Origin of the sequence: Anaerotardibacter muris, assembly GCF_943192915.1 — a bacterium.
GTDB classification, from domain to species: domain Bacteria; phylum Actinomycetota; class Coriobacteriia; order Coriobacteriales; family Eggerthellaceae; genus Anaerotardibacter; species Anaerotardibacter muris.
Genome location: NZ_CALPCD010000001.1, coordinates 1 through 26,672 on the forward strand (window position 1 = coordinate 1; position 26,672 = coordinate 26,672).

A 26,672-nucleotide genomic window follows, 5' to 3' on the forward strand; every position below is an offset into this window, starting at 1 on the left:
CGATGACGCCACGCGTCTCGTGAGTCGCGCAAGGCAGTATTATCCTCGCCCACGATAGCGGCGTCAAGGATTATTTTTTACCATTCACATTTCGTCCACAAGCGGTCAGGTTCGTACAAGATTCGCTATGCAGGAATCCGACCAGTGAACGCTGCCGAAGGGCAGCCCTCGCGAAAAGACGCGACGTTCATTCTGCCACGAGAGGCCACGCGAGTCGAGCAAAGATCCGCCCAACGGACCGAACGAGCTCCTTCTGTCGGCGGTCGGTATGAATAGGTGAAAACGAATCAGTATCGCGTGCATTACCTATGAGTTTGAAGACGTTTGCGTGTCCAAGTACCTCTATAATTAGTTGCATGATCAGTTGAGAATATCGACCGACGGACCAGCAGACCCCACAAGACCTATTAAGGAGCTTCCATGAGAACAGAACTTTGCGATGTACTAGGCATCGAATACCCCGTCATCCAAGGTGCGATGGCGCATATTTCAGATGGCAAATTCGCCGCGACCGTGAGCGAGGCTGGCGGACTGGGCGTTATCGCCTCGACCCTGCACGATGGCCAGTGGGTGAAAGAACAGGTCGAGATCGCACGTTCGATCACCGACAAGCCCTTTGCGGTGAATCTGATCATGGAAAGCGACATCGTCGAGGAATGCGCACGCATGTGCGTAGAGCTTAAGGTACCGATCTGCACGATCAGTGCAGGCAACCCTGAAAAGATCGTTCCGATCCTGGTCGAGGGTGGCATCAAGGTGATCTGCTTGATCCCGCATGCGCGAGCTGCGAAGAAGATGCAAGATCTGGGTGCTACCGCAGTGGTAGCTGAAGGCATGGAAGGCGGCGGTCACATTGGCAAGATGTGCACCTTCCCCATGGTTCGCCAGGTTGCTGAAGCAGTTGACATCCCTGTGATCGCAGCGGGTGGCATTGCTGATGGCAAAGGTTTCATGGCAGCGCTGATGTTGGGCGCGGTGGGCGTTCAGATGGGCACCGCATTCCTTGTTGCGGAAGAATGCCCGATCAGCGACGTTTACAAGCAGATGGTCATCGATGCTGCTGATGCGGACACCGTATTGACTGGCGAATATGGCAAGAAGCAGGTTCGCTGCATCAAGAGCCCGTTCACGCAGGAATATTGGGAGAAGTTCGATGCAGGCGCTTCGAGCGAGGAGCTGGATCAGTTCTGCCGCGGTACCGTTGCGGCAGCACGTGACGGCATCATCGAACGTGGTGCATTCTCTGCGGGTATGATCTCGGGGCTTATCAAGAAGATGAAGCCGACCAAAAAGATCATCACCGACCTGATGGCTGAAGCTGACCAGGCCTATGCTGATTTCAAGAAGATCTATGGGTAGGGCTTGTTCGACACGAACCGATAGTTGCGAAAAGGCTGGCGCGTGCTAGCCTTTTCTTATAGGAACATCATGCTGCACGTTCCCCACCACGCACATGCGCAGGAAAAGAAGGAGGCTTCCATGAATACGATCGATGAGGTGTTGGCTTATAACGACGAATTCGTCGAGGAGAAACGCTACGAACAATTCCAGACCGACAAGTATCCCGAGAAGAAGCTTGCGGTGCTGAGCTGCATGGACACGCGCTTGACGGAGCTCTTGCCTGCTGCGCTGGGCCTGAAGAATGGCGATGCGAAGATCATCAAGAATGCTGGTGGCGTTATCTCGCACCCCTTTGGCAGCGTGATCCGTTCATTGCTGGTAGCCATCTTCGAGCTGGGCGTGGAGAACGTGATGGTGGTAGGACACAGCAATTGCGGTGCGCAGCACATGAACGCACCTGAGATGATCAAGCATATGCTAGCAGCAGGCGTTCCTCAGGACCACATCGAGCTGATGCATTATTGCGGCATCGATTTCGAAAGCTGGCTGGCGGGATTCGGAGATGGTGAAGAGAGCGTGCGCGAGACCGTGAGTCTGATCCGCCATCATCCGCTGATCCCTGAGTCGATCGTTGTACGTGGGTTCATCATCGATTCCGTTACGGGCAAGCTGACTGAAGTTGATTGCGATACGGAGTAACACTCGGCGTTCTCTGCGGCTGCAAGGTAATGTCACCGAAGTTACCCGTTCCGCTAGCAGCGAAGTTGCAGGGTGGGATCTCGGATTCACCCGTTGCGCTGTTCGCCCTTCGGACTCATGCGCTGCACTGCCTCATGCATTTTACGGAACCCAGCATAGCTGGGTTCTTTTATTAGATGGCGTTCAGAGTGAGTTCGGTGCCCTCACCTTACATCCGCAGAGAACGACAACTTTTGGGGGGGCGCGGTGCCGTTTGCGGCTTAAGGGGGTCTGTGTACGAGTTGCGTGCACTCAATTGGGGTAAAGTACTACTGATATATCCTTGAACAATCGCGCATATGAGCCTTATGGATATTACTGTGCGCTCGGACAGAGGGAACCTTCCTCATGATGACAACTGCTCAGATCATTTCAGTCGTTATCTTCGTTGTGGTAATGACGTTGATCGTATCGGAGAAGATCCACCGTACGACCGCTGCACTGTGCGGTGCAGTAGCGCTGATCCTTTTCGGTATCCTCGATTTCGATACGGGCGTTGAGCATATCGACTTCAACACGCTGGGTGTTCTAGTGGGTATGATGCTCTTCGTTGGCGTGGTGAAAGGCTCGGGTATCTTCGAATACCTAGCTATCAAGTCGGCGAAGTTGGTGCGTGGCAATCCGTGGCTCATCATGCTGTCCTTCACGCTCATCACAGCAGTGCTCTCGGCGCTGCTCGATAATGTGACCACGATCCTGCTGATCGGCCCGGTCACCTATACGGTGTGCAAGCTGTTGCTGGACATCAACCCTATCCCCTTCTTCGTCACCGAGATCCTGGCTTCCAACATCGGTGGCACAGCAACGCTCATCGGCGACCCACCCAACATCATGATCGGTTCGGCAGCAGATCTTTCGTTCTTCGACTTCATCATCTACGATGCGCCTGCGGTGGTCATCATCATGGCTGCAGTGTGCGTGCTGTTCTATTTCATGTACGGACGCAAGCTGGGCGTGAGCGATGACAAGCGTGAAGCTGTCATGCATCTGGTCGAAGCTGATGCGATCCATGACAAGAGCCTGTTCCGCAAGAGCGTGGTCATGATCATCATCGTGGCCGCTGCGTTCGTAACACACGGATTCTTCCACATCGAGCCGAGCGTTATCGCACTGGCTGCAGCGGGCATCATGCTGGTTATCAGCGGTGCCGACATGGAGAAGACCATCCGTGAGGTCGAATGGACCACCATCGGGTTCTTCGCGGGCTTGTTCGTTGTTGTAGGCGGCATGGCTGAAACGGGCGTCATCCAGATGATGGCCGAAGGCATGATGGACCTGACGGGCGGCGACCTGCTACTTTCGCTCATCATCCTGGTGTGGGCCAGCGCGATCATCTCGTCCATCCTGGACAACATCCCGCTGGTAGCAACGCTCATTCCCATCATCACCACCATGGGCGCTTCGGGCGTTGATATCGCTCCTTTGTGGTGGGCGATCTCGCTGGGCGCATGCCTGGGTGGTTGCGGTACGCTCATCGGTGCTTCGGCCAACGTTGTCATGGCCTCGATCTCTGAACGACATGGCTTCCCGCTTTCCTTCATGGAGTATACGAAGGTGGGCTTCCCTATCATGATCTTCTGTACCGCGATCGCGTGCGTATACCTGGTCGTGCGCTTCGTGGTCCTGGCTTAGCGCATTTGCATTACGCGACCAAAGCGAGGTTGTCTTATGAGGATCGGGTTCATCGGCGCTGGTAAGGTTGGTTGCTCGCTGGGCAAGTATCTTTCTGATCACAACGAAATCGTTGGGTATGTGAGCCGCTCGATGGCTTCGGCTGAAGCAGCGGCAAGATTCACTGGTTCTCGAGCGTTCGATTCAATGGGTGAATTGATAGACGCCTGTGAAACCATCTTCCTTACCGTTCCTGACGGGCAAATTGCCGCAACGTGGCAAGAGGTGCTCTTCTGCGGAGCAGACCTTTCGGGCAAGAACGTGGCTCATTGTAGCGGTGCGCTCTCTTCTGAGGTGTTCGCTGGTCGTGAAGCAGTAGGTGCGCTTGGCTATTCTGTTCATCCGCTCTTTGCAGTAGCTTCGAAGTTCGATACCTATCAAGAGCTTGCCAAAGCGTTCTTCGCGATCGAAGGCGATGATGCTCATTTGACCGAGATGGTCGCGCTCATTCGCGATGAAGGCAATCTGGTCCAGGTGATCGACCCTGCTGAGAAGGTGCGCTACCACGCTGCTGCCGTGCTGGCTTCGAACCAGGTGGTGGCACTCTATCAGTTGGCTTGCAATGAATTGGAGCGCTGTGGTTTTTCATCAGAGAATGCTGAACAAGCGCTCGCTCCCCTTTTTCTTGGCAACGCCGAACATATCGCGCACGATGGTGTGATCGCTTCTCTTACGGGTCCTGCAGAGCGTGGTGATATGCAGACCATCGAGAAGCACCTTTCTTGCCTTGACGGGCAAACACGTGAAGTTTACGAGCTGCTGAACGAAACCCTTCTTGACATAGCTGGTCGCAAACACGGTCGTAAATAAGTGGGCACTACACTTTGTCTTTGCGCAAAGTACGCGTGCTGCGGATGCAGGGCAAGGGCGCAGAATTTACTTCGCATAGCCATCTTAAAAAGAAAGAACCCGCTAAAAGCGGGTTCGCGTAACAATACTGGAGAGCGACCGCATGAGCCCAAAGGGCGAACAGCGCAAGCGGGTAAGTTATGCATCCTTACCTTGCAGCCACAGCACCCCAACGGATCCCCAATCTGAACCTGTCCCCTTTTTGTCCGGGACAGAAATGAACCCGTCCCCAATCAAAAAGAGCTCGCGAGGCGAGCTCTTTTTGATGCTGTGAGTTGATCACAGGAAACGGTGTACCGTGAATTTACTTCAAGGTAACAGCTGCACCAGCCTCTTCGAGGGATGCCTTCATTTCCTCAGCCTTGTCCTTAGCAACACCTTCCTGGATGGTTGCAGGTGCGCCCTCGACGAGCTCCTTAGCTTCCTTCAGGCCCTGACCGGTGATCTCACGGACAGCCTTGATAACAGCGATCTTGTTGTCGCCGAAGCCTTCGAGAACAACGTCGAACTCGGACTTCTCTTCGCCGCCAGCTTCGCCGCCAGCAGCAGCGCCTGCAGCGCCAGCAACCATAACAGGTGCAGCAGCAGAAACGCCGAAGACCTCTTCGAGTTCCTTAACGAGTTCGGAAAGCTCCAGAGCAGGCATTTCCTTCAGTGCTTCTACGATTTCTTCGCGAGATACAGCCATTGTATGACTCCTTCTTAACTTTTGCGCCTTATCGGCAGTTCTAACAATTTCCAAGAGCAACTTGCGCTGCCCGATTCAGCCCGTAGGCTAGGCAGCAACTAGGCTGCATTCTTCTGATCGGCGATGGCACCGAGCGTGCGTGCAAACGACTCCATAGGGCCATTGAGCACACGGACGATCTGAGACATCGGATTCTGAAGCGAACCAAGAAGCTTCGCGATGAGCTCTTCGCGCGAGGGAAGAGAAGCGATCTTCTGGACTGCTGCAGCGTCCACGAACGAACCGTCCATGATACCGCCCTTGATAACGAGCTTTTCGTTATCCTTGGCGAAGTCGCGGATGGTCTTCGCAGAAGCCACGGGGTCACCATCAGCAAAGATGAATGCGGAAGGACCTGAGAGGATCTCACCCATTTCGGGCATGTCCATTTCCTTGAGCGCGATCTCCATGAGGGTGTTCTTGTAGACCTTCATGATCGCACCAGATTCACGGATGCTGCGACGCAGACCCTGAGACTCCTTAACAGTAAGGCCGCGATAGTCGACGACCCAGACTGCTTGAACATCAGTGAGATCGTTCTTGATCTCCTGCAGAGCTTCAGTGTTCTTTACGCTTGGCATTCAGTTGCACCTCCTTCTTTTCAAAACTCGGGTTCCGCTCCTCTTCAAAGTGGATCGAATTCTGAAAAGAAACGACCCCTGTGTCCATGACAGCAGGGGTCGACAAAGCCATAAAGAACTTTCATCATAACCACCTCGGCGGGCTGCTTACGCAATTAAACATACGTACCTGCTGTCTTGGGTAGCGGAACAGTTATTCCTATGCTTAAGAAAGCTTATCTATTATTTCAGTACGCACCATACCCGTCAAGGGAAGTTGTGAATGCGGAACGCGAACGGTATGGAAGCCTTCTGGGGTGCTGTGACTGCAAGGTGATCGTGCATAACTTATCCGCTCCGTTGTTCGTGTAGACAAAAAGGGCTACGCCCCCAATTTGTCTACACTCATGCGCTGCACTGCCTCAAAAGTACCCCGGACAAAACGGGACCTGTCCCCAAAGCGTCCCGGACAGATTTGAACCCGTCCCCGTTATTCGCCGATGGCATCTACCACTACGACGTTTCCTTCTAGGGCGCCGTGATGAAGGACTATTACGTCGCCTACTTTGTAGCGGACTACGTCAACCACACTGGCTACTGGGCAGTCGAAGATGGCTTGCTGACCATCAAGGATGAGGTAATAGTGCGAATTGCCATCGATGACCACTGGCGATATCGAGGCGATGGTGCCGCTGGTCGTACCCTCCCCTGGGTTCGCCGTGGCAGGAGTGCCACCCGTATTGATTCCTTGGTTCACCAGCAGTAACTCATATGATTTCTCGGTCGCTGCAAGCGTATCGCCTACTGCGACGTTCTGATACCGCTGGATGTCGACCATGGCATACATCTTCACCAGGCCAGCATCGTCCTTCAATGCCATGAAGTAGGTGGGTTGACCATCCACATTGAGCAACAACGGGAAGGTGGCATCATATTTCAGGTGCTGCACCTGACCTTCAGCCGAGTGCATCGCCGACTCTTCGGTAGCACCCGCCACTGCATAGAACTTCGATTCAGCCGTGCGCTGATTGATCATGACGCAGCCGATGATGGAGTTATCGGCCGTAGCCGAGGTAACGCCGCTATAGACCCACACGTCGTCATCCTGCGCGATGTAATTGAATCCATTCTTGCCATCAGTACCAGGTGTGGTCTGCTTCACGCCATTTTGACCGAGCCACGAATTGATCCAGCCACCAGAAAGAGCGCCTGACCAGTTGTATTGCTGGATGAGCAGCTCAGCAGGATAGACGCGATCGACCCACTGGGGCACTTCGTCAACTGCCAGATCCTGGCATTCGCCAGTAGAAGCATTGCAGAGCACCACACGCTGGATGGTAGTGCCGCCGAATAGACCGATGGTGCGCTTCTGCACGGGATAGACCCAATACGGCTCGCCATCTTCGTTGATCTCGAAGGACTTCTCGTCGAACATGTAGAACGGATAGCTAAGCTGCACGTAGCGATCTACGTTGTAGAAGAATGGGTCGGAATCGGAGTAACGAATAGGATTTTCCAGACGCACGATCTCGGTATCCTGCGTGGTCATATTCACGATCACATAGGCAGGAATACCACCGTCGCGATTGGCCCACCATTTGAAGAAGTCAGCATAGTTCAGCGGACTTACGCGCACAGGCTGGCCCTTGTAATTGATCTGCGAATAGAGCGGCGAGATCTCGAACTGAGAAACGTAGTCGGCCATGGTGCCCATGGTGCGGTTACCCAACAGTTCTGCTGATGCCTTGTCGATGAAGGGGATCTCGTTGTAATTCACTTCAGGAACATCCGTAGCGAAATCGCCATCAGTGGTTTCAAGGATGGTAGAGAATTTCTCGGCATTACCAGGGAAGAAAGACTGGGAAGCAACCCAACCACCTGCACCGATGATAACGATAGCGATAGGGATGATCATCAGGCGCGTGAAGAGCTTCTCCTTCTTAGGGCTGGCTTCTCGTTTACCCATGCCAGTCTTGTAGATCTGCCTAAAGACATACAAGACGAAGGTGATCACCACCAGCACCAGGATAAGGAAGCCCCACAGATCGATACTGTGGATGTTGATAGGAGGATGGAACCACCAATAAGCAAGTGCGATGATAGCGAGCAAGACCACGACACCGATGATGATCGTGCGCTTCTTCATATGCGAGAATCGAGCTTTCACGCGCTCGAAATCGGCGCTCGCGCCCGAGCCCTTCGCTTGTTTGATGAAATCGGACCAGTTGATCGGTCCTTGCTGCTGAGAATCCACGCAGGCTCCTTACTGTTGTTCTTCCCATGCATAACGTGCCGCACCCAAAGCGCCGCACAGATCAGGTGATTCGGTGATGAAGAGCGAATCACCCAAACGCGATTCAAGTTCCTGGACAACGCCCACATTGCGCGCGACGCCACCCGTCATCATGAAGGGAGCTTCGCCGCGAGCACGCTTGACCATCGAGGCGGTCTTCGACGCGATGGATTTGTTCAAGCCGTGCACGATATCATTATCGGAGTGATTGTCCGCGATGAGCGAAATTACCTCTGATTCTGCAAAAACAGAACACATGCTGGAAATGGTAAGATCCTTCTTCCAGTCAAGGCCACGGGTGGACATCTGATCCATATCCAGCTCGAGCGAACGCGCCATCATCTCCAAAAAGCGACCTGTACCAGCGGCACACTTATCGTTCATGATGAAATTCGACACTTCCCCATCAGCATCAAGGCAGATGACCTTACTGTCCTGACCACCAATATCCACGATGGTGCGGATGGCAGGATTTAGGTGATGGGCACCGTGAGCATGGCAGCTGATCTCGGTCTTGGTGTCGGTAGCGAACGGGATGTTGTCGCGGCCATAGCCCGTTGCCATGATGGCCACGAAGTCGTCCGGGGTGGCACCGAGCTGCTGGCATACCGCTTCGAGCGCTTCACGCGCTCCACGTTCAGCCTTAGGACCAGTGCGCACGATGGCACTGGCGACCACTTCTCCCGACCCATCGAGCACGACCATGTTCGTGGTGGTCGAGCCACTGTCGATCCCTGCGAAATACTTTCCTTGCATGTTGTGCACTTTCTCGCTTCGTTGCTTCGCGGGCAGGCCCAAGCTTTCCGAGAACGCTTCCAAACGGGTGGAGAGCTGGCCGGATGCCATGGGCATGTAATCAGATTCTATCTTGAGCATCGGCAAGGCGGTCATGTCTTTGAGTGCCGCATAGTCGAAGCTGTAGAAATCACAGAACTTCACGGTATTGTAGATGATGCCCTTCAGGCGTGGGTCCTCGAGCAGCACACGACGGCCAGTCACGTCGGTCATGCGCATACAAGGGACCATGCGAAGCAGCGCATAGGCATACCAAGCCATGAGCGAATCGAGGTCCATATCGGCGGCATCTTCAGGCAATGGCTCAAGCCCGCGGCTACCACAACACGTAAGATTCACCACCGCCAAGCTCATCTCGTTTTCGATGGAGCGCTGCAGTTCGGGGCTCACGCGGCCGCCAAGCAACGCGATGAAATCTTCTTGGGGGAATTCCCAAGACGCTTGCGCACAAGCTTCGAAGAATCGCTGCTTGTCGAAGGGCTTACCCGTTTGGGATTCCAGTTCACGCGCAAGCTTCACGAGCGAACCTGCGAACAATTCACGTGAACAGCCATTGTTCTCGTGGGGCAAGTCCAAGAAATAGAGGTGTTCCTGCCTTCCTTCGAAATCGAGCACATCATGGACGCGGCGAAGGGAATCGCAACAATCCATGATGATCACATCGCTCTTGTCCAAGCTTTGCTGGATGAGCGATTTGGCATGGCAACACAGATTCGCATGGGTCAGGCTCTCAGCGCGTTCGAAGTTCTCTTCTTCTTGATCGAGCAAACAGGCATCGATACCAAAAGCAGCGAAGAGCTCGATAGGAGCGTATTTGCAACTGTAGTGGATCATGCGCGTACCGCTTTCAGCTGTTCGATGAAGGCATTCATGCGGGTGACCATCTGCCCATCAGCCACATTGCGCGAATCGCATCCGTCGCCATCGAGCACGAGCGTAGGCAAACCTGCTTGCTCGAAGAAATGCTTGGCCATCTGGGAGATTCCCAGCGTTTGCTTGCATCCCCAGTGGCAGAACACCACTACCCCATCAGCATTGGCGTCTTTAGCCTGTTCAAGAGCGAGCTCAAGACGATGCTTCGCGGGACCATTCATGGAGCCATAGACCAGGCGACGAGCCATGGTCTCGAAAGGATGATCGGGGTCGGGCAGTGCGATGGATTCGGAGGCGATATCGGTACCTACCAGTTCGCACTGTGGCGCAGCGTCAAGGATAGCGCGCATGGAATCCTGCCAGTTCGGCAGCGTATGGATCCAGAAAAGGCGCACTTTATCTTCTTTGCCACGTGGCAGAGCCGCTTCTGATGCCTTGAGCAGGTCTTCCATGAAGCGCAAAGCTTCAGGACGGCCGAGCATGATATGGGTCGAGATCATGGCGCACAGTTCGCTTGTCATGGTGGTATCGAGGCTCACCTTGCCACGCAGAGCCAACGCGCGTTGGTACGTCTCGATGGTCTTGCGCGAGCGTACCATCACTTCACGAAGCGACTCAGGATCGAGACGACGCCCACTCAAGTCTTCGAGCATGGCTGCAAGCTCATAGAATTGATCAGCAACGTACCTGACCGAATCTTCGCTCTGTTCGCTTGGTACATCGATAACGTAATGAGGAACATCGTAATAGTTCGCTAGGCGTGGGAATGAAAGCTGATTCGCATCGCAGATGAGCGTGGTGTTGGCTATCATGAGCGGCCGCGGCATCACGCCCGTTTCTGCAACGCCCATCATGAGCTTGTGATACGAACAAAAGGTCTCAGCGATATCGTTGGCTTCGGATGCTTCGACGAACACTTCTTCGCACGCCGTATTAGCGATGTAGGCCGAAAGCCCCTCAGGGAACATCGGCACCAGACCCATAGCATGGATGAGCTCGCAGGGCATGAAGATGTTCACCATCACCGCATTCTGCGGACGGCGAAACGAATCGACGATAGTGCCAGCAATGCCACCGTTCACACGCTCGGTAGCCGCGCGCACATCACCTCTCATCTGGAACTTTCCCGCAAGATTCACCCAGGAATAGGCCGCCATCAAGAGCGCACGAGCCCTATCGGGCGATGTGACCGTTTGCCTTTGGATGACCTGCCCCAGTCTTTTGATGAAAGGAGATGGCATGACCCTTCTTTCTTGATAGGTCCAGAATGGCAACAAGGGCTTCTCTACCCACGTCTCACTGCAGGCTTGGGTGAGAAAGCCCCCGTAACCAAGGTTTCAGTGCTGATCTAAGCGAGCGAACGCAATACGTATTGCAGGATGCCGCCGTTGTAGTAATAATCGCCTTCGGTTGGCGTATCGATGCGCACAACAGCGTTGAAGTCGATGGTCTCGCCCGATGGCTTGACCGCCTTGACTCCTACCACAGCTGGATTCGACAGCCCTTGCGAGAAATCGATCGGCGCGATAGTGATGGTCTCCGAACCATCAAGGCCGAGCGTTTCAACGCTCTGACCTTCTTCGAATTGCAGCGGCAGGATGCCCATACCGATAAGGTTAGAACGATGAATGCGCTCGAAGCTTTCCGCGAATGCTGCACGTACGCCTTGGAGCATCGGTCCCTTAGCTGCCCAGTCACGCGATGAGCCGCTACCATACATCTTGCCTGCAAGCACCACGAGCGGGATATCGTTTTCCATGTAATCTTCCGCAGCGTCCCAAACAGCCTTGATCTGGTCGTCGAGGAAATCTTTGGTCCAACCGCCCTTCTTGCCTTCAGCGAGCTTGTTCATCAGCTTCACGTTGGCGAAGGTACCGCGCATCATGACCTCATGGTTACCGCGACGAGCGCCATAGGTGTTGAAGTCTTGAGGAAGCACGTCGTGGTCTTCAAGATAACGCGCCGCAGGTGAATCGAGCGCGATGGCACCAGCTGGCGAGATGTGGTCGGTGGTGATGAAATCGCCCACATTCAGCAACGCGCGCGCATCCTTGATCTGTTCGGGTGCCACAGGGGTCTTGGACATGCCGTTGAAATACGGTGCACGGCGCACATAGGTGGATTCAGGATCCCAGGCGAAAGTATCGCTGGCTTCCTTGCTGAGCGCCTGCCACTTCTCATCGCCAGTGAACAGGTCTGCCGCGGAAGCATCGAAGGTCTCTTTGGTGCAGCACTGCGCTAAGAGCTTGGCAACTTCTTCATCGTTTGGCCAGATATCACGCAAGAACACTTCCTTGCCTTCTGCATTGGTACCGATGGGCATGGTTTCGAAATCGAAGTCCATGGTGCCAACGAGCGAATAGGCGATGACCAGCGCAGGAGCACAAAGATAATTCTGGGACACATCAGGCGAGATGCGTCCATCGAAGTTGCGATTGCCTGAAAGGATGCTGGCAAGTTCGATGGTGTCGGCGATGCCGTGCATCTGCGGATAGACAGGGCCCGAGTTACCAATGCAACTCATGCAACCGAAACCGCAGGTGTAGAAACCAAGATCTTGCAGGCCAGGGATGAGCCCTGCCTTGTTCAAGATATCTTCGGTAGCACGGCTGCCAGGCGCAAGGATGCACTTGACCCAAGGTTTGGGCTTCAGACCATTAGCAGCTGCATTGCGTGCAAGGAGTCCTGCCGCCAGCATCATCGATGCGTCAGTTGCGGTGGTGCAGCTGGTAACAGCGGCAATGGCCAGAGCGCCATGGGTGAGGTCATATTTCTTACCAAGGAAGTCGACCTCGACCTTATCATTCAGATCCAAGCCGCGATCAGAGCAGATGGACTGGAAGTTGCTGTAAGCCTTGTCCAGATCGAAGCGGTCATGCGGACGCGAAGGACCAGCAAGGCTGCGCTTCACCGTAGAAAGATCGAGGGTGAGCACCTTCGCATACGTGCGCGGAGCCGCATCGGCATATCCCCAGAAACCTTGAGCCTTCGCATAAGCTTCCACGAGCGCTATCTGTTCGGGGCTGCGGCCCGTAAGAGCCAGATAGTCGAGCGTTTGCTGATCGACCGGGAACAAGGTGCACGTAGAGCCGTATTCGGGGGTCATGTTCGAAACGCACGCGCGCTGAGTAGCAGACAAGCTCTGAACACCTTCACCGAAGACTTCGACGAAGCAGCCGACCACACCTTCAGCACGGAGCATCTGCGCGAAGGTGAGCGAAAGGTCCATAGCGCTGACATGTTCAGGCAGCGAACCTACCAGGTTCACACCGATAACACGCGGGACGAGCGTGGTGATGGGTTGGCCGAGCGCAGCAGCCTCTGCCTCGATGCCGCCCACTCCCCAACCAAGCACGCCGATGCCGTTAGCAGTTGGCGTGTGGGAGTCGGTGCCAACGAGCGTATCGAAATAAGCGATGGTCTCTTGTGCTTCTTCGCGGGTCATGACCACGCTAGCGAAGCGTTCGATGTTCAACTGGTGGCAAATACCCGATCCAGGAGGCACGATACGCACGTTCTGGAAAGACTCCTGCGACCACTTCAGGAAGTCGTAGCGTTCTTTGTTGCGTTCGAATTCCAGCTCCATATTGGTCTCGAGCGCACTGGGGCATCCCGATTCATCAGCGATGACCGAGTGATCGATCACCAGGTCACACGGAACCTGCGGGTTGATGTTCTTCGGATCACCACCCAGTTCCTTGCATGCCTCACGCATGACCGCGAAGTCCACGAAGACGGGTACGCCCGTGAAATCCTGGAAGAGCACGCGGGCGGGGCTGAATTCGATCTCTTCACCTGTTACGCCCTTGGTGCCCGCTTCGACCAAGCGCTGCGAGAGCATCTTGGCCTCTTCGTCGCTGCGAGCGTTGCGCAAGATATTCTCGAGCAGGACCGTGAGCGAATAGGGCAAGGCTGCATGGCCTTCGACCTGGGAAACAGGATAATAGGTGTAGCTCTTATCGCCCACCTTGAGAACATCAGCTCGGTTGTTCATGCATGCTCCTTTTGAATAGATCGGATGATGGTCATTGCGAAAGACGATCGATCACAGCGCCTGGATGACAGCGTCCGTGAATTCGGTACAGCTTGCTGGCGCGGTGTTCGAACCCGTTGCCTTGCGAATATCAGCAGTGAGCACACTGCCATCGGCATAGACCTTGCGCACAGCAGCGCGGATCTTCGCGGCGATGTCCTGCTCACCCAGATGGTCGAGCATCATCGCAGCAGAGAGGATCTCTGCGGTGGGGTTGCAAACATCCTTGCCCGCAATGTCAGGGGCAGACCCATGGACCGCCTCGAAGATGGCGTACTCAGGACCGATGTTCGCACCTGGCGCAATACCAAGGCCACCCACCAGACCAGCGCACAGATCGCTGGCGATGTCGCCATAGAGGTTCGGGAATACGATGACGTCGAACTGCGAAGGATCCATGACGATATTCATGCAAAACGCATCGATGATGTTGTCATTGAACTCGATGGAGGGATGCTCTTCAGCCACTTCTCGCGCCGTGCGCAGGAACAGACCGTCAGAGTGCTTCATGATGTTCGCCTTGTGAGCAGCAGTGACCTTCTTATAACCCTGCCTCTCGGCATAGTCGAAAGCATATTCGACGATGTTGCGCGACGCGGTCTTGGAGATGGGCTTGATGGAGATGCCCGAATCCTTACGGATGGTACCCGCGCCCTTTTCTTCGATGAAGTCGATCAGATCGAGTGCGTCAGGGGTACCTTCTTCGAATTCGATCCCTGCATAGAGGTCTTCGGAATTCTCGCGAACGATGACTAGGTCAACGTCTTCATAGCGACCACCTGCACCAGGGATGGAGAGCACGGGACGCAAGCATACGTTCAGGTCGAGCGCTTGGCGAAGCGCCACGTTCACGCTTCGAAAGCCCGTGCCGACGGGCGTGGTAACAGGGCCCTTGATGGCCACCTTGTTCTTGCGGACCGCATCGATGGTGGCTGGTGGCAGTGGTGTGCCGAATTCCTCCATCAGATGAGCGCCTGCTTCGGCAACCTCCCACTCGATGTCTGCGCCTGCAGCCTCGACCACGCGCTGCATCGCTGCGGTAGTCTCAGGGCCGATGCCATCGCCAGGGATGAGCGTAACGGTATGCTTTGCCATATTCCTGTCTCCTTGGAAGTAGAAATGAACGGTTCAATACGCAACATGCTCACCATGAAGCGAGCATGCGCGAGCGCGAATGCGCTTAGCCAAGATTGTCGATGATCTGCTGACTACGACGCTTGAGCGCGCCCTTGGACTTTTCAGCGTCGAAGGCCATGCGATCCTTAAGACCTGCTTTCACGTCCTTCGAGATCTTGCCTTCAGAGAATCCGATGAGCGCGATGAGCATGTCCTGATATTCGTAGTCGCCGTGGTAGCACTGAATAGCCTCATCGAGCAGCGGCCATACCTTTTCGGAGCGCAGTTCCGTGGTGGAACCGAGCTTGCACAAGAAGCGCACAGCAGCCAAGCGTACGAAGCCGCTCTCTTCATCGAAGAGCGCTGTTTCCGCATCGGGCAAAGCCTTTTCGCAGCTCTTGGAAACAGAAGGTACGAGCGTGGTGAGCACTTCAAGACTTTCCCAGCGGGTCTGAGCTTCAGGACGCTTCAGGGCATCGATGAAATCATCGTGATAAGGGACGAGCACCTCTGGATCGATCTTCGCGATCTGAGCGAACACCGCAGCAGCATTCTGACGTGCTCTGCGCGAAGAGCCAGAGAGGTCTTCGATGAGCGCATCCATGGTCTCTTTGGATTCGATAGCCTTTTGGGCGGTCTCTTTGATGGTCTCTGATTTTTCGCTCACGCACATCTCCTACTCGATCGGTCCATTACACAGCTATCCCAAGGATAGCAAGATTGCTGAACTTCAATTATACCCCTGCTTGTCCCCATAATGAAAAAGCCTCCAGGCAATGGAGGCTTTTCAAAGTCATTGTGGTAATGATGCTTATTCAGCAGCAGGTGTGGTGTAAGCGCGATTCACAGAACCATCGACAGGAACACCCGGGCCCATGGAGGAAGTGACCGTAACGGACTTCACATACTTGCCCTTTGCTGCAGCAGGCTTCATGCGCAGGATCTCGTCGAAGACCACGCCGTAGTTCTCTGCAAGCTGTTCGGGGGTGAAGCTCTTCTTACCGATGATGACGTGGCAGATGCCATAGCGGTCTGCACGATATTCCACGCGGCCGCCCTTGAGTTCCTTGACAGCCTTGGCGACATCAGGAGTAACGGTGCCGAGCTTAGGATTCGGCATCAGGCCGCGCGTACCGAGGATACGACCAAGACGACCGACCTTGGCCATCATCTCGGGAGTTGCAACGGTAGCGTCGAAGTCGATCTTGCCCGCCTGGATATCAGCGATCAGATCGTCAGAGCCAACGATGTCCGCACCTGCTTCTTCTGCAGCACGAGCAGCATCGCCCTCTGCGAAGACTGCCACGCGAACTGTCTTGCCAGAGCCATTCGGCAGGCTTACGGTGCCGCGGAGCTGCTGGTCCGCCTGACGCGTATCGATGCCCAAACGAACGTGCATCTCAACGGTCTCGTCGAAGTCGGCGAAGGCGATATCCTTCACCAGTGCGAGTGCCTCGAGCGGAGCATAGAGCTCTTCAGTGACCTTCGCTTGAGCTTCATCAAATTTCTTACCCATGGATCAAATTCCTTTCGTGGTCATGACGAGAAGATTCTCTGCCACATATTCACGCACCTTAGCCTTAACCAGTGCGCTTGATCAACGATTATTCTGCGGCGCCAGCACCTTCGCCATCGAGGATAGCCTTGAGGCGACGAGTGATGACGTATTCCTTCTTAGGCTCACGGCCTTCGATGTTAACGCCCATAGAGCGAGCGGTACCAGCGATGATCTCCATTGCAGCCTCGATGGTGTTCGCATTGAGGTCGGGCATCTTGATCTCTGCGATCTCGCGGAGCTGATCAAGAGAAAGTTCGCCTACCTTGCGGATCTGAGGAATGCCAGAGCCGCTCTTCAGGCCAAGCTTCTCCTTGATGAGGAAGGCTGCGGGAGGGGTCTTCAGGACGAAGTCGAAGGTCTTGTCTTCATAGACCGTGATCTCGACCGGGATGATAGTGCCCGCCTTGTCCTGCGTAGCAGCGTTGAACGCCTGGCAGAACTGCATGATGTTAACACCCTGGGCACCCAATGCAGGACCTACAGGAGGAGCAGGATTTGCGCCACCGGCAGGAATCTGGAGCTTAACAAAGCCCGTTACATTCTTTTCAGCCACTTCAGTGTTCCTTTCAACTGAATAGTTTCATTACCTTATGACAAAGCGTTTCTACGAGAAGCCCTGTCCACACACAGGCATATCAACGCGTTGTTTACGAGATTACATTGTAGAGACTAGATTCGCGCCACCTGATCGAAGGACAGCTCAACGGGGGTTTCGCGTCCGAAGATGGTAACGAGAACTTTGATCTTGCCCGATTCGGGCGATACCTCTGCAACGACTCCATCGAATTCCGCAAGTGCGCCAGAGACGACCTTGACCGCTTGGCCCACTTCATAGGTGGTGGAGGTTTTCTTCGGTGCTTCACGGCTGGTGCGCTTCATGATCTTGTTGTATTCCTCGCGTGTGAGCGGTTCAGGGTTGCCTTGGCTTCCCACGAAACCAGTGACGCCAGGAGTATTGCGCACAGCTGCCCAGCTGCGATCATCCAAGTCCATGCGGACCAGAACGTATCCAGGGAGCACCTTCTTCTCAGTTTCGACCCTACGGCCACCTTCTTTGATCTCGGTGACGGATTCCGTAGGGATCTCGATCGCAAAGACGCGATCTTCAAGACCCATGGTCTCGATACGGGTCTCGAGGCTTTTCTTCACCTTGTTCTCATAGCCGGAATAGGTGTGTAAGACATACCATTTTTTGCTCATAGGACCTAGACTCCCAAACTAGAGATGGCGAACAGAAGCGGAGTGACGATCCAGTCGTCCAAAATGAGGGTGAACACACCGAAGAAGAGCAATGCAACGATGACAACGCCCGTCCACTGCATGACATCCTGACGGCTTGGCCAGGTAACGCGACGCATCTCAGCACGAACATCAGAGAAGAACTGGAAGCGGCGCTTCTTCGGCTTCGCTTCTTCAGCCTTGATCTGATAGTCTTGCAGGTTCTCCTGCTTCTGCTTCTCTTCTTTACGGGTCTCCTTCTTGCTGAAGACACCCTTCTTCTTAGGCTCTTCGACAGCGACAACCTCTTGGTTGTCGAGCTCCTGTGAGGCCGCCTTCTTAGCTGCCTTCTTTGCAGAAGCTTTAGCCTTTTGAGTTTTCGACTTCTTTGCCATACAACTTCCTGATCTGGAAATCCAACAGTCTATAACGCCAAACAAGCAGCTTATTAAGCTGCTTATTAGAACAAGCTGGCAGGCCAGGAGGGACTCGAACCCCCAACATGCGGTTTTGGAGACCGCCGCTCTACCAATTGGAGCTACTGGCCTATTTTGCGCCTACTTCAAAATACCCAATCTAGCGAGTTTCCTTATGCATCGTGTGATGACCACACCACTTGCAATACTTCTTGAACTCGATACGATCAGGATTATTCTGCTTGTTTTTCTTGGTCGTATAGTTACGGCGTTTGCATTCAGTGCACGCCAAAGTGACCAAAGTACGCATGAATTCTCCTTTAATTACTATTCGTGCGCTTGTTTACACATGAACTAACGGATAGCTAGACCCGCCGAAGCGGGTCTAGCCAAGCATTCCAAATGGTCGATGTTATTTGATGATCTTGGTAACACGACCGGAACCGACGGTGCGGCCACCTTCGCGGATAGCGAAGCGGAGGCCTTCCTCCATAGCGATCGGGTGGATGAGTTCGCCGCGGAGCTCAACGTTATCGCCAGGCATGACCATTTCGGTGCCCTCGGGGAGGTGTGCAACACCAGTAACGTCGGTGGTGCGGAAGTAGAACTGAGGACGATAGCCATCGAAGAATGGGGTGTGACGGCCGCCTTCTTCCTTGGTAAGGATGTAAACCTGACCCTCGAACTCGGTGTGAGGAGTAACAGAGCCGGGCTTGCAGAGGACCTGGCCACGAACGATGTCTTCGCGCTTAACGCCACGGAGCAGACAACCGATGTTGTCGCCAGCCTGAGCCTCGTCGAGGAGCTTGCGGAACATCTCGATACCAGTGCAGACGGTCTTCTCGGTGTCCTTGATACCAACGATCTCGAGTTCGTCGTTGACATGGAGAACGCCACGCTCAACACGACCAGTAGCAACGGTGCCACGACCAGTGATGGTCATGGTGTCTTCGACAGCCATCAAGAAGGGCTTGTCAACGTCACGCTCGGGGGTGGGGATGTAAGAGTCGACAGCTTCCATGAGCTCCCAGATCTTGTCCTGGTATGCTGCGTCGCCCTCAAGAGCCTTAAGAGCAGAACCGCGGATGATCGGGGTGTCGTCTCCAGGGAACTCGTAGGAGGAGAGAAGTTCGCGAACTTCCATCTCAACGAGCTCGAGGAGCTCTTCGTCGTCAACCATGTCGCACTTGTTCAGGAATACGACGATGTAAGGAACGCCAACCTGACGAGCGAGCAGGATGTGCTCACGAGTCTGAGCCATAGGACCGTCGGTAGCAGCGATAACGAGGATCGCGCCGTCCATCTGAGCTGCACCGGTGATCATGTTCTTGACGTAGTCAGCATGGCCAGGGCAGTCGACGTGTGCATAGTGACGGGTGTCGGTTTCGTACTCGATGTGAGCGATGGAGATGGTAATACCACGTTCACGCTCTTCAGGAGCCTTATCGATGTCCTCGAATGCGGTGAAGTCTGCGGTTGCAGAACCATGAGAACCGTCGTTCGAAGAAAGGGTCTTAGAAATTGCTGCAGTCAGCGTGGTCTTGCCGTGGTCAACGTGACCGATGGTACCGATGTTGACATGTGGCTTAGTACGCTCGAACTTTTCTTTAGCCATTCCGTCCTCCTTAATAGGTGTTAAAAGGAATTTACAAAAAGCTTACGTATGTAAGCGAATGAATTTGGTAGCGGTGACTGGATTCGAACCAGTGACGCCACGGGTATGAACCGTGTGCTCTGACCACCTGAGCTACACCGCCAAAACTGGTGCCCACAAGCAGACTCGAACTGCTGACCTCTTCGTTACCAACGAAGTGCTCTACCGGCTGAGCTATGTGGGCAAAATGGTGGAAGTGCAAGGATTCGAACCTTGGAAGGCTGAGCCAACGGGTTTACAGCCCGTCCCATTTGACCGCTTTGGTACACTTCCGTGATTTCGCTTGTCTCATGTGTAATTTTCAAGCTGCCTGCCCAAATGGACCTGGTCGGTTCATTCGAGCAAATGAATAATATGTTAGTCAGTTGGTTCTGTCAACACTCCACACGCCCCCGTGCGTGTCTATGGTTCTCTGTGCGCGAGCGCTTGCCTTTTAGCAGAGTTTTCGCAGGTCATTGAAGATAAGCCGGCCCGAACTGGAAGACACGGACTTTTTACAAGGGCGCCCTACTTCCCCATTTTGCACGCAATTCCCTCAAAAATAATGCACGATTTTTCGACAGACGGTTTCACCAGTAGAAATACGGCGAAATGACAACAAAAAGGCCCGCGGAAGAAGCGGGCCTGGAAGGATCGGACGTACGTCGGACGGACGGAGTCCGACCCCAAATGTCTGCAAGACCAAGACTGTTAGCAGTCGGCCTTCATATAGTTGTCGAATTCGTTCTCGATCTCTTGAGAAGGCTTCTTCGTCAAGAGCGAGACCACCACGATCACGATAAGGCTGATGAAGAAGCACGGGAGCAATTCATAGACACCGAAGATGCCGCCAAGGGGCTTGATGAGCTCGTGCCAGACCACAACGCCAATTGCACCTGAGAGCATGCCTGCCACTGCGCCAGGTAGGTTCGTGCGCTTCCAATAGAGCGAGAGCAGCATGAGCGGACCGAACGCCGCACCGAAACCAGCCCACGCGTAGGAAACGACCTGGAAGATGATGGAGTTCTCATCGATAGCGATGACGATACCGAACAGCAGGATGACCACCAGCGTGATGCGCGCCACGATCATGACCTGCGCATCGGTGGCATCCTTCTTGATAAGACCGCGGAAGATGTTCTCGGCAACCGCTGAACCTGAGATGAGCAAGTAGGACGAAGAGGACGACATCGCCGCTGCGAAGATGCCCGAGACAACTAAACCGCACATGAAGGAAGGCAGCAACATCTGCGAGAGCACGATGAAGATGTTCTCAGCAGCGGAATTCGTGAGGAACTCTGTAGGGATGACCGCGCGACCGATAAGGCCGATGGACACCGCACAGAACAGCGAGATGACGACCCACACCACCGCGATGACACGGGACTTCTTGATCTCATCGGAGTTCTTCACGGACATGAAGCGCACGAGCACCTGCGGCATACCGAAGTAACCCAGGCCCCAAGCCAAGCAGGAGATGATAGCGATGATGCCGTATTCACTCGGTGCGCCGAAAGCGGGCAGACCATCGACGATGAGCTGGTTGCCATTGGTGTCGACGATGGGCACAGTAAGCTGGGTACCATCCAAGAAGCCCGGCAGTGCTTGCAGGAATGCCACGGTATTCTCGATACCGCCCGCCTGAGCGACCGAGCCCACGAACACGATGACCAAGGCAGAGATCATGATGGTGCCCTGGATGAGGTCGGTGGTGGAGACTGCCAGATAGCCACCCACGAAGGTGTAGAGGAACACGACCAGCGCGCCCAAGACCATCATGGTGGCGTAGTCAAGCCCGAACAGCGTTGCGAAGAGCTTGCCGCAGGTAACGAAGCACGAGCCAACATAGATGCTGAAGAACAGCAGGATGATGACCGCCGCGATGGTCATGAGGATGTTCTTCTTGTCATGGAAGCGATTAGAGAAGAAATCAGGGATGGTGATAGCATTGCCTGCTACTTCGGAATACTTGCGCAGGCGCTTGGCCACGAACTTCCAATTCAGGTAGGTGCCGATAGCCAGACCGACAGCGGTCCACATTGCCTCAGAAGCGCCATAGAAATAGGCAAGGCCTGGAAGACCCATGAGCAGATAGCCTGACATGTCAGAAGCTTCAGCCGAAAGTGCCGTGAGCCAGGGGCCCAAGCTGCGGCCACCCAGGAAGTATTCTTCGGTCGAGCTGTTCGATTTCTTCGCGTAGACGAAACCGATGATCACAACCACCATGAAGTAGATGAGCATCGCGAGCAATACCCAAAAGTCACCACTAATCATGAAACTCCCTTTTCAATTCCTTGTTGTTCTTTAGAAAATTACCGCAGCGGATTATACTCTAAGCATCGTTTACAAAACGCGTTCGTGCGGCGAAATCCGTTCAGGGGCGCAATACGAAAGGAAAAGGTATGTCCACCTACGAAGAAATGACGCGAGACGAGCTCTTGACCTTGAAAGAGGCCCTGCAGAAAGAATACGACGAATACTGCGCACTGGACCTTTCATTGAACATGGCACGCGGCAAGCCCGGCGCCGATCAGCTCGACCTGAGCATGCCCATGCTCGATGTCATCTCTTCTGATTCCGTGGTGGAAGACGCTGATGGCACCGACCTGCGCAATTATGGCATCTTGGATGGCATCGAGAGTGCGAAGGTGCTGATGGCATCCATGCTCGACGATGAGCCCGAGAACGTTATCGTGTTCGGCAATTCCAGCCTGAACATCATGTACGACACCGTGATGCGCTGCTGGGTGTTCGGTCCTAATGGTGCTACCCCTTGGAGCCAGCTTGATGAAGTGAAGTTCCTCTGCCCGGTGCCAGGTTACGACCGTCACTTCGGCGTGACCGAGGCCTTCGGCATCAAGATGATCCCCGTTCCCATGACCGAAGATGGCCCAGACATGGATGTGGTGAAAGAACTGGTAGCCAACGATGCTTCCATCAAGGGCATCTGGTGCGTGCCGAAGTATTCCAATCCTGGTGGCGTTACCTATTCTGATGAAGTGGTGCGCGAACTGGCTTCGATGCCCACTGCAGCGGATGACTTCCGCATCTTCTGGGACAACGCCTATGCGGTCCACCATCTCTATGACGACGCGGCCGAGCAAGACCAGCTGCTCGACATTGCCAAGGCATGCGCTGAAGCGGGCAACCCCGATCGCTATTACAAGTTTGGTTCCACTTCGAAGGTGACCTTGCCTGGCTCCGGTGTTGCCGCCATGGCTGCCAGCCCCGCTAATGTGGCTGACGTGAAGAAGCACATGGGCGTGCAGACCATCGGTCATGACAAGATCAATCAACTGCGTCACGTGGAATTCCTGAAGGATGCCGATGGTATCGCGAAGCACATGTCAAAGCATGCAGCCATCATCCGTCCGAAGTTCGAACTGGTGCTCGAAACGCTGAACAATGGCCTTGAAAGCACAGGGTGTGGTGAATGGAGCACGCCGCGTGGTGGCTACTTCATCTCCTTCGATGCTCCTGAAGGCACGGCCAAACGCGTGGTGGAGCTGGCAAAGAATGCTGGTGTTACCATGACCGGCGCTGGTGCGACCTATCCCTATAAGGACGATCCGGCGGACTCCAACATCCGCATCGCCCCTACCCTTCCCCCGCTGGATGAGCTCGATCAAGCCATGAAGGTGTTCGTCACCTGCGTGAAGCTGGCTGCGGTCGAGAAGCTGCTGGAGGATTAATCTCGAACCTCACTAGCACTGAGGCCTTCTCCACTTTGCTGGGTGATTATGCGAAAGGACTCCTTATGAATCTGCATGGCGTGAAACTTGATCCAACCTGCTACCTAGCTCCAAACTGCACGCTATTGGGGGATGTGACGATCGGGGCGAAGTCGTCGGTGTTTCCAGGCGTAGTGATCCGTGCCGATCGTGCGCCAGTGACCATTGGCGTGAATAGCAACATCCAAGACAATGCCACTATCCATGTAGATTACGATGCGCCGTGCATCATCGGAGACAACGTGAGCATCGGACATAATGCTGTTATTCATGCGGCCACTATCGGAGACAACTGCATCATCGGCATGAATTCCGCGATCCTTGATGGCACAGTGGTAGGCCGTGAATGCACCGTTGGTGCAGGTGCGGTAGTGCCAAAGGGCATGATCATTCCTGATGGGTCTTTGGTGTTGGGCGTACCCGCAAAGATCAAAGGTCCTGCAAGCGAAGCTCAGCGTGCTCACGGGCAAGTTTCTGCTGATGGATATACGGAACATGCCCAGGACCTGGCGAAGCAGGGGTTCTTCTACACTGGTGCCACCGTGCCCGAAGACAGCCCGACCATCTTCATCGAGCCTCGCTACAACTATCAGTGCGTCCGCTAGAAAACGAGCGTCCGCAGCGTTCGCTACAGAATGTGGGACGCTTCTGCCTCCGTCCCTAAAGCGCCCCAAGGGGTTGCGCTAGAGACGGGTCTTGGAGACGATCTCCATGATCTTCTTGGTCGCAGGAGGCTGAAGACGGCGGCGGACCTTCTTCAGCTCGTCGGGGATCTGAATATGCTGAGGACATTTCTTCATGCACGCACCGCATTCGATGCAATCGCTCGCGTAATGAGGATCGGTCCCAAGCGACCCAACGGACATGAAGTAGTTCATCACACCGGTGAACCAGTTGACCGAATATGAGGTGTTGTATGCGCTGAATAGCGAAGGGATATTGATGCCAACAGGACACGGCAGGCAGTAGTTGCAACCCGTGCACGGCACGCGAAAGCTTTCGTTGAACAATCTGAGTACTTCATCAAGCGTCTTCTGCTCTTGCACAGTGAAACAGCCTGGTTTGGCGCTATCCGCTATCTGGATATTGTCCTTGAGCTGCTGTTCGGTACTCATACCTGAGAGGACCACGGTAACTTCGGGCTGATCCCAAAGCCAGCGAAGCGCAAGCTCGACCGCCGCTTGGGTCTCGCTGGTTCCTGCGGGCGCACTTTCCGCAATGACCTTCTTCGCCTTTTCGGGCAAGCGGTCCACCAGGCGGCCGCCCAGCAACGGCTCCATGATGATGATGGGCAAACCCTTGCTTGCTGCATAGTCCAAGCCCGCGCGCCCTGCCTGGTAGTGCTCGTTGGCGTAGTTGTACTGGATCTGGCAGAAATCCCACTGGTAAGCATCGATCAGCTTCACGAATTCGGGATTCGAGCCATGGAATGAGAAGCCGATCTGCTTGATAGCGCCCGACCGCTTCTTTTCAGCGATCCAGTCTTCGATACCGAATTCGAGCAAACGCTTCCACTGCTCGTGCGTGGCCACGTTATGGATAAGGAAATAGTCGATGTAGTCGGTCTTCAGGCGTTCGCACGACTTCTGGAAGCAGCGCTCCACGTCTTCGATCGAGCGACAGTTCGTATGCGGCAGCTTCGTGGCGATGAAGACATGCTCGCGCAAGCTGTTCTTCTGTAAGATAGTACCGAGCGCTTCTTCACTACCAGCGTATAGGTATGCGGTGTCGAAATAATTGATGCCCGAAGCAATGGCTTCAAGGATGAGCAATTCCGTGCGCAACATGTCGATCTTGCCCGGCCGCGAAGTGGGGAAACGCATGCAGCCAAAGCCCAGGATCGAAAGCTCATTGCCAGATTTAGGATCGATGCGATATTCCATTTCCTTCACTTCCTTTATCGGTCTTGATCCAAGCGGACCAACTCATTGACAAGCAGGGGTATATCGGACGGCGCCGCAGCAAGACGAGTAGCAACTTCGAGCTCGGCCGGTTCGCCATAGCCATAACTGCAGCCGATCGAAGGGATACCCGCTTGGGTCGCCACTTCCATGTCGTGGAAGCGATCCCCTACCATGATGTGTGGCTGCGGATGCTTGTCAGCCACCTGCTGATAGATCTGCCATTTCGGGATGAAATCGAATTCGGCCGCGCAATAGGTCGCGTGAAAAAGATGATCGATGCCGAATGCGGCAAGGTATTCGTCGCAGTATGGTCGTCCGCAATTCGAAAGGAACACGATGCTGAACCCTTCGGCTTTAAGCTGCGCCAGCACGTCTGGGATGCCTTCGAACAACGCGCCCTTCCCTGCTCGCAATAGATCGTTCATTTCGTCTGCAACGATCTTCGATGCCACGCGCCACATATCCTCTTGGATCCCTGGAACGAACGTGGTCCACATATCTTCGACCGCCCAGCCAAGCCAGCCGCAGATCTCTTCGTCAGCGAATTCACGTGGCTCGACCACGCCCTGCTCCACTAACCAGGCATAAGCCGAGCGCAGCGCAGGGGCATAGAGCTTCATGCTGTTGTGAAGCGTGCCGTCGAAGTCGAAGAATATCGTTCCCTTGCTCATAGACCTATTATAGGCTGAGGGCTGCTAAATAGCCTTCAGCAGATTCACCATTTCAATAGCGCCCGTTGCGCAGTCGAAGCCCTTGTTGCCCGCTTTGGTGCCAGCGCGCTCGATAGCTTGCTCGATGGTGTCGGTGGTAACGATGCCGAACATCACTGGCACACCCGTTTCCAGCGACACGTGCGCGATACCCTTAGCAGCTTCGTTGCAGACCAGGTCATAATGCGAGGTTGCACCGCGAATGACCGCACCCAGGCAGATGACGGCATCGTATTTGCCGCTGGTTGCCATCTTCTTGGCCACAAGTGGGATCTCGAATGCGCCTGGTACCCAGGCGACATCAACATCTTCTTCCTTCACGTTGTGGCGCACGAGCGCATCCATGGCACCCGAGATGAGCTTTGACGTGATGAATTCGTTGAAGCGAGCTCCAACGATGCCGATCTTCAAATCCTGTGAGATAAGGTTTCCTTCAAGCGTGTTCATGTTGTTTCCTTTCTTTGAGGTTTATCGTTCGTTCAAAAATCCGGTGGGACGGTTCGGGA

The 26,672-nt window shown here is 54.5% G+C and carries 24 protein-coding genes, 4 tRNA genes and 1 other annotated feature; of the genes, 6 read left to right on the forward strand and 22 right to left on the reverse strand.

Annotation, left to right across the window (positions count from 1 at the left end; all coding sequences use genetic code 11):
- Nucleotides 1-420 precede the first annotated feature (420 nt).
- From NFR25_RS00005 to NFR25_RS00020, 4 genes are all read left to right on the forward strand, one after another.
- The gene (locus NFR25_RS00005) at nt 421-1,359 is read left to right on the forward strand and encodes a nitronate monooxygenase (RefSeq protein ID WP_251197203.1); all 939 of its coding nucleotides are present in this window, start codon (nt 421-423) and stop codon (nt 1,357-1,359) included.
- A 120-nt stretch (nt 1,360-1,479) separates the two neighbouring features.
- Nucleotides 1,480-2,040 (forward strand): beta-class carbonic anhydrase, encoded by a 561-nt coding sequence (locus NFR25_RS00010; protein WP_251197204.1) that lies wholly within the window; start codon nt 1,480-1,482, stop codon nt 2,038-2,040.
- Nucleotides 2,041-2,430: 390 nt separating this feature from the next.
- On the forward strand, nt 2,431-3,711 hold the full coding sequence (locus NFR25_RS00015; protein ID WP_251197554.1) for an ArsB/NhaD family transporter: 1,281 nt from the start codon (nt 2,431-2,433) through the stop codon (nt 3,709-3,711).
- A gap of 36 nt (nt 3,712-3,747) precedes the next feature.
- Nucleotides 3,748-4,560, forward strand: a complete 813-nt coding sequence (locus tag NFR25_RS00020) for a Rossmann-like and DUF2520 domain-containing protein (RefSeq protein ID WP_251197205.1) — start codon at nt 3,748-3,750, stop codon at nt 4,558-4,560.
- A gap of 343 nt (nt 4,561-4,903) precedes the next feature.
- Here NFR25_RS00020 and rplL read toward each other — a convergent pair whose 3' ends face one another.
- From rplL to putP, 19 genes are all read right to left on the reverse strand, one after another.
- Entirely contained in the window at nt 4,904-5,287 is a 384-nt protein-coding gene (gene rplL / locus NFR25_RS00025; protein WP_251197206.1) for a 50S ribosomal protein L7/L12, read from the reverse strand.
- Between the two features lie 98 nt (nt 5,288-5,385).
- The gene (gene rplJ / locus NFR25_RS00030) at nt 5,386-5,907 is read right to left on the reverse strand and encodes a 50S ribosomal protein L10 (protein ID WP_251197207.1); all 522 of its coding nucleotides are present in this window, start codon (nt 5,905-5,907) and stop codon (nt 5,386-5,388) included.
- A 57-nt stretch (nt 5,908-5,964) separates the two neighbouring features.
- Nucleotides 5,965-6,107 (reverse strand) — a sequence feature (ribosomal protein L10 leader region).
- Nucleotides 6,108-6,376: 269 nt separating this feature from the next.
- On the reverse strand, nt 6,377-8,140 hold the full coding sequence (locus NFR25_RS00035; protein ID WP_251197208.1) for a Tat pathway signal sequence: 1,764 nt from the start codon (nt 8,138-8,140) through the stop codon (nt 6,377-6,379).
- 9 nt (nt 8,141-8,149) lie between these two features.
- Nucleotides 8,150-9,808 (reverse strand): acyl-CoA dehydratase activase, encoded by a 1,659-nt coding sequence (locus tag NFR25_RS00040; RefSeq protein ID WP_251197209.1) that lies wholly within the window; start codon nt 9,806-9,808, stop codon nt 8,150-8,152.
- The gene (locus NFR25_RS00045; RefSeq protein ID WP_251197210.1) at nt 9,805-11,088 is read right to left on the reverse strand and encodes a 2-hydroxyacyl-CoA dehydratase subunit D; all 1,284 of its coding nucleotides are present in this window, start codon (nt 11,086-11,088) and stop codon (nt 9,805-9,807) included. Before NFR25_RS00045 ends, NFR25_RS00040 begins: the two co-directional genes overlap by 4 nt.
- Nucleotides 11,089-11,195: 107 nt before the next feature.
- Nucleotides 11,196-13,841, reverse strand: a complete 2,646-nt coding sequence (acnA, locus tag NFR25_RS00050; protein ID WP_251197211.1) for an aconitate hydratase AcnA — start codon at nt 13,839-13,841, stop codon at nt 11,196-11,198.
- A gap of 51 nt (nt 13,842-13,892) precedes the next feature.
- Nucleotides 13,893-14,975, reverse strand: coding sequence for an isocitrate/isopropylmalate dehydrogenase family protein (locus tag NFR25_RS00055; protein WP_251197212.1), 1,083 nt, complete (start codon nt 14,973-14,975; stop codon nt 13,893-13,895).
- An 85-nt stretch (nt 14,976-15,060) separates the two neighbouring features.
- Nucleotides 15,061-15,669 (reverse strand): HEAT repeat domain-containing protein, encoded by a 609-nt coding sequence (locus NFR25_RS00060; protein WP_338024364.1) that lies wholly within the window; start codon nt 15,667-15,669, stop codon nt 15,061-15,063.
- A gap of 138 nt (nt 15,670-15,807) precedes the next feature.
- Entirely contained in the window at nt 15,808-16,512 is a 705-nt protein-coding gene (rplA, locus tag NFR25_RS00065) for a 50S ribosomal protein L1 (protein WP_251197214.1), read from the reverse strand.
- 88 nt (nt 16,513-16,600) lie between these two features.
- Nucleotides 16,601-17,107, reverse strand: a complete 507-nt coding sequence (gene rplK, locus NFR25_RS00070; RefSeq protein WP_251197215.1) for a 50S ribosomal protein L11 — start codon at nt 17,105-17,107, stop codon at nt 16,601-16,603.
- Between the two features lie 116 nt (nt 17,108-17,223).
- Nucleotides 17,224-17,754 (reverse strand): transcription termination/antitermination protein NusG, encoded by a 531-nt coding sequence (nusG, locus tag NFR25_RS00075; protein WP_251197216.1) that lies wholly within the window; start codon nt 17,752-17,754, stop codon nt 17,224-17,226.
- 5 nt (nt 17,755-17,759) lie between these two features.
- On the reverse strand, nt 17,760-18,167 hold the full coding sequence (gene secE, locus NFR25_RS00080) for a preprotein translocase subunit SecE (protein ID WP_251197217.1): 408 nt from the start codon (nt 18,165-18,167) through the stop codon (nt 17,760-17,762).
- Nucleotides 18,168-18,243: 76 nt separating this feature from the next.
- Nucleotides 18,244-18,320, reverse strand: a tRNA-Trp gene (locus tag NFR25_RS00085).
- Nucleotides 18,321-18,348: 28 nt separating this feature from the next.
- Nucleotides 18,349-18,498, reverse strand: coding sequence for a 50S ribosomal protein L33 (rpmG, locus tag NFR25_RS00090; RefSeq protein WP_022363057.1), 150 nt, complete (start codon nt 18,496-18,498; stop codon nt 18,349-18,351).
- Between the two features lie 102 nt (nt 18,499-18,600).
- A complete protein-coding gene (tuf, locus tag NFR25_RS00095; RefSeq protein WP_251197218.1) occupies nt 18,601-19,803 on the reverse strand; it encodes an elongation factor Tu in 1,203 nt (400 codons plus the stop codon).
- Nucleotides 19,804-19,868: 65 nt separating this feature from the next.
- Nucleotides 19,869-19,945, reverse strand: a tRNA-Met gene (locus tag NFR25_RS00100).
- Nucleotides 19,946-19,950: 5 nt separating this feature from the next.
- Nucleotides 19,951-20,026 (reverse strand) — tRNA-Thr (locus tag NFR25_RS00105).
- Nucleotides 20,027-20,030: 4 nt separating this feature from the next.
- A tRNA-Tyr gene (locus tag NFR25_RS00110) sits at nt 20,031-20,115 on the reverse strand.
- 417 nt (nt 20,116-20,532) lie between these two features.
- Nucleotides 20,533-22,095 (reverse strand): sodium/proline symporter PutP, encoded by a 1,563-nt coding sequence (gene putP / locus NFR25_RS00115; RefSeq protein WP_251197219.1) that lies wholly within the window; start codon nt 22,093-22,095, stop codon nt 20,533-20,535.
- A gap of 128 nt (nt 22,096-22,223) precedes the next feature.
- Between putP and NFR25_RS00120 the strand changes: the two genes are divergently transcribed.
- On the forward strand, nt 22,224-23,513 hold the full coding sequence (locus NFR25_RS00120; RefSeq protein ID WP_251197220.1) for an aspartate aminotransferase type Ic: 1,290 nt from the start codon (nt 22,224-22,226) through the stop codon (nt 23,511-23,513).
- 65 nt (nt 23,514-23,578) lie between these two features.
- A complete protein-coding gene (locus tag NFR25_RS00125; RefSeq protein ID WP_251197221.1) occupies nt 23,579-24,157 on the forward strand; it encodes a gamma carbonic anhydrase family protein in 579 nt (192 codons plus the stop codon).
- 78 nt (nt 24,158-24,235) lie between these two features.
- Here NFR25_RS00125 and NFR25_RS00130 read toward each other — a convergent pair whose 3' ends face one another.
- The 3 genes from NFR25_RS00130 to ribH are packed head-to-tail and all read right to left on the reverse strand — an operon-like array spanning nt 24,236 to nt 26,613.
- A complete protein-coding gene (locus tag NFR25_RS00130; RefSeq protein ID WP_251197222.1) occupies nt 24,236-25,435 on the reverse strand; it encodes an aldo/keto reductase in 1,200 nt (399 codons plus the stop codon).
- Between the two features lie 14 nt (nt 25,436-25,449).
- Nucleotides 25,450-26,127, reverse strand: a complete 678-nt coding sequence (locus tag NFR25_RS00135; RefSeq protein WP_251197223.1) for an HAD family hydrolase — start codon at nt 26,125-26,127, stop codon at nt 25,450-25,452.
- Between the two features lie 24 nt (nt 26,128-26,151).
- Nucleotides 26,152-26,613 (reverse strand): 6,7-dimethyl-8-ribityllumazine synthase, encoded by a 462-nt coding sequence (gene ribH, locus NFR25_RS00140; RefSeq protein WP_251197224.1) that lies wholly within the window; start codon nt 26,611-26,613, stop codon nt 26,152-26,154.
- Between the last annotated feature and the right edge of the window lie 59 nt (nt 26,614-26,672).

Excerpts from the sequence above, each read along its gene's own strand:
- NFR25_RS00005 (WP_251197203.1), top strand. The coding sequence starts at position 421 with ATGAGAACAGAACTTTGCGATGTACTAGGCATCGAATACCCCGTCATC.
- NFR25_RS00010 (WP_251197204.1), top strand. The coding sequence starts at position 1,480 with ATGAATACGATCGATGAGGTGTTGGCTTATAACGACGAATTCGTCGAG.
- NFR25_RS00015 (WP_251197554.1), top strand. The coding sequence starts at position 2,431 with ATGACAACTGCTCAGATCATTTCAGTCGTTATCTTCGTTGTGGTAATG.
- NFR25_RS00020 (WP_251197205.1), top strand. The coding sequence starts at position 3,748 with ATGAGGATCGGGTTCATCGGCGCTGGTAAGGTTGGTTGCTCGCTGGGC.
- rplL (WP_251197206.1), bottom strand. The coding sequence starts at position 5,287 with ATGGCTGTATCTCGCGAAGAAATCGTAGAAGCACTGAAGGAAATGCCT.
- rplJ (WP_251197207.1), bottom strand. The coding sequence starts at position 5,907 with ATGCCAAGCGTAAAGAACACTGAAGCTCTGCAGGAGATCAAGAACGAT.
- NFR25_RS00040 (WP_251197209.1), bottom strand. The coding sequence starts at position 9,808 with ATGATCCACTACAGTTGCAAATACGCTCCTATCGAGCTCTTCGCTGCT.
- NFR25_RS00045 (WP_251197210.1), bottom strand. The coding sequence starts at position 11,088 with ATGCCATCTCCTTTCATCAAAAGACTGGGGCAGGTCATCCAAAGGCAA.
- acnA (WP_251197211.1), bottom strand. The coding sequence starts at position 13,841 with ATGAACAACCGAGCTGATGTTCTCAAGGTGGGCGATAAGAGCTACACC.
- NFR25_RS00055 (WP_251197212.1), bottom strand. The coding sequence starts at position 14,975 with ATGGCAAAGCATACCGTTACGCTCATCCCTGGCGATGGCATCGGCCCT.
- NFR25_RS00060 (WP_338024364.1), bottom strand. The coding sequence starts at position 15,669 with ATGTGCGTGAGCGAAAAATCAGAGACCATCAAAGAGACCGCCCAAAAG.
- rplA (WP_251197214.1), bottom strand. The coding sequence starts at position 16,512 with ATGGGTAAGAAATTTGATGAAGCTCAAGCGAAGGTCACTGAAGAGCTC.
- nusG (WP_251197216.1), bottom strand. The coding sequence starts at position 17,754 with ATGAGCAAAAAATGGTATGTCTTACACACCTATTCCGGCTATGAGAAC.
- secE (WP_251197217.1), bottom strand. The coding sequence starts at position 18,167 with ATGGCAAAGAAGTCGAAAACTCAAAAGGCTAAAGCTTCTGCAAAGAAG.
- rpmG (WP_022363057.1), bottom strand. The coding sequence starts at position 18,498 with ATGCGTACTTTGGTCACTTTGGCGTGCACTGAATGCAAACGCCGTAAC.
- tuf (WP_251197218.1), bottom strand. The coding sequence starts at position 19,803 with ATGGCTAAAGAAAAGTTCGAGCGTACTAAGCCACATGTCAACATCGGT.
- putP (WP_251197219.1), bottom strand. The coding sequence starts at position 22,095 with ATGATTAGTGGTGACTTTTGGGTATTGCTCGCGATGCTCATCTACTTC.
- NFR25_RS00120 (WP_251197220.1), top strand. The coding sequence starts at position 22,224 with ATGTCCACCTACGAAGAAATGACGCGAGACGAGCTCTTGACCTTGAAA.
- NFR25_RS00125 (WP_251197221.1), top strand. The coding sequence starts at position 23,579 with ATGAATCTGCATGGCGTGAAACTTGATCCAACCTGCTACCTAGCTCCA.
- NFR25_RS00130 (WP_251197222.1), bottom strand. The coding sequence starts at position 25,435 with ATGGAATATCGCATCGATCCTAAATCTGGCAATGAGCTTTCGATCCTG.
- NFR25_RS00135 (WP_251197223.1), bottom strand. The coding sequence starts at position 26,127 with ATGAGCAAGGGAACGATATTCTTCGACTTCGACGGCACGCTTCACAAC.
- ribH (WP_251197224.1), bottom strand. The coding sequence starts at position 26,613 with ATGAACACGCTTGAAGGAAACCTTATCTCACAGGATTTGAAGATCGGC.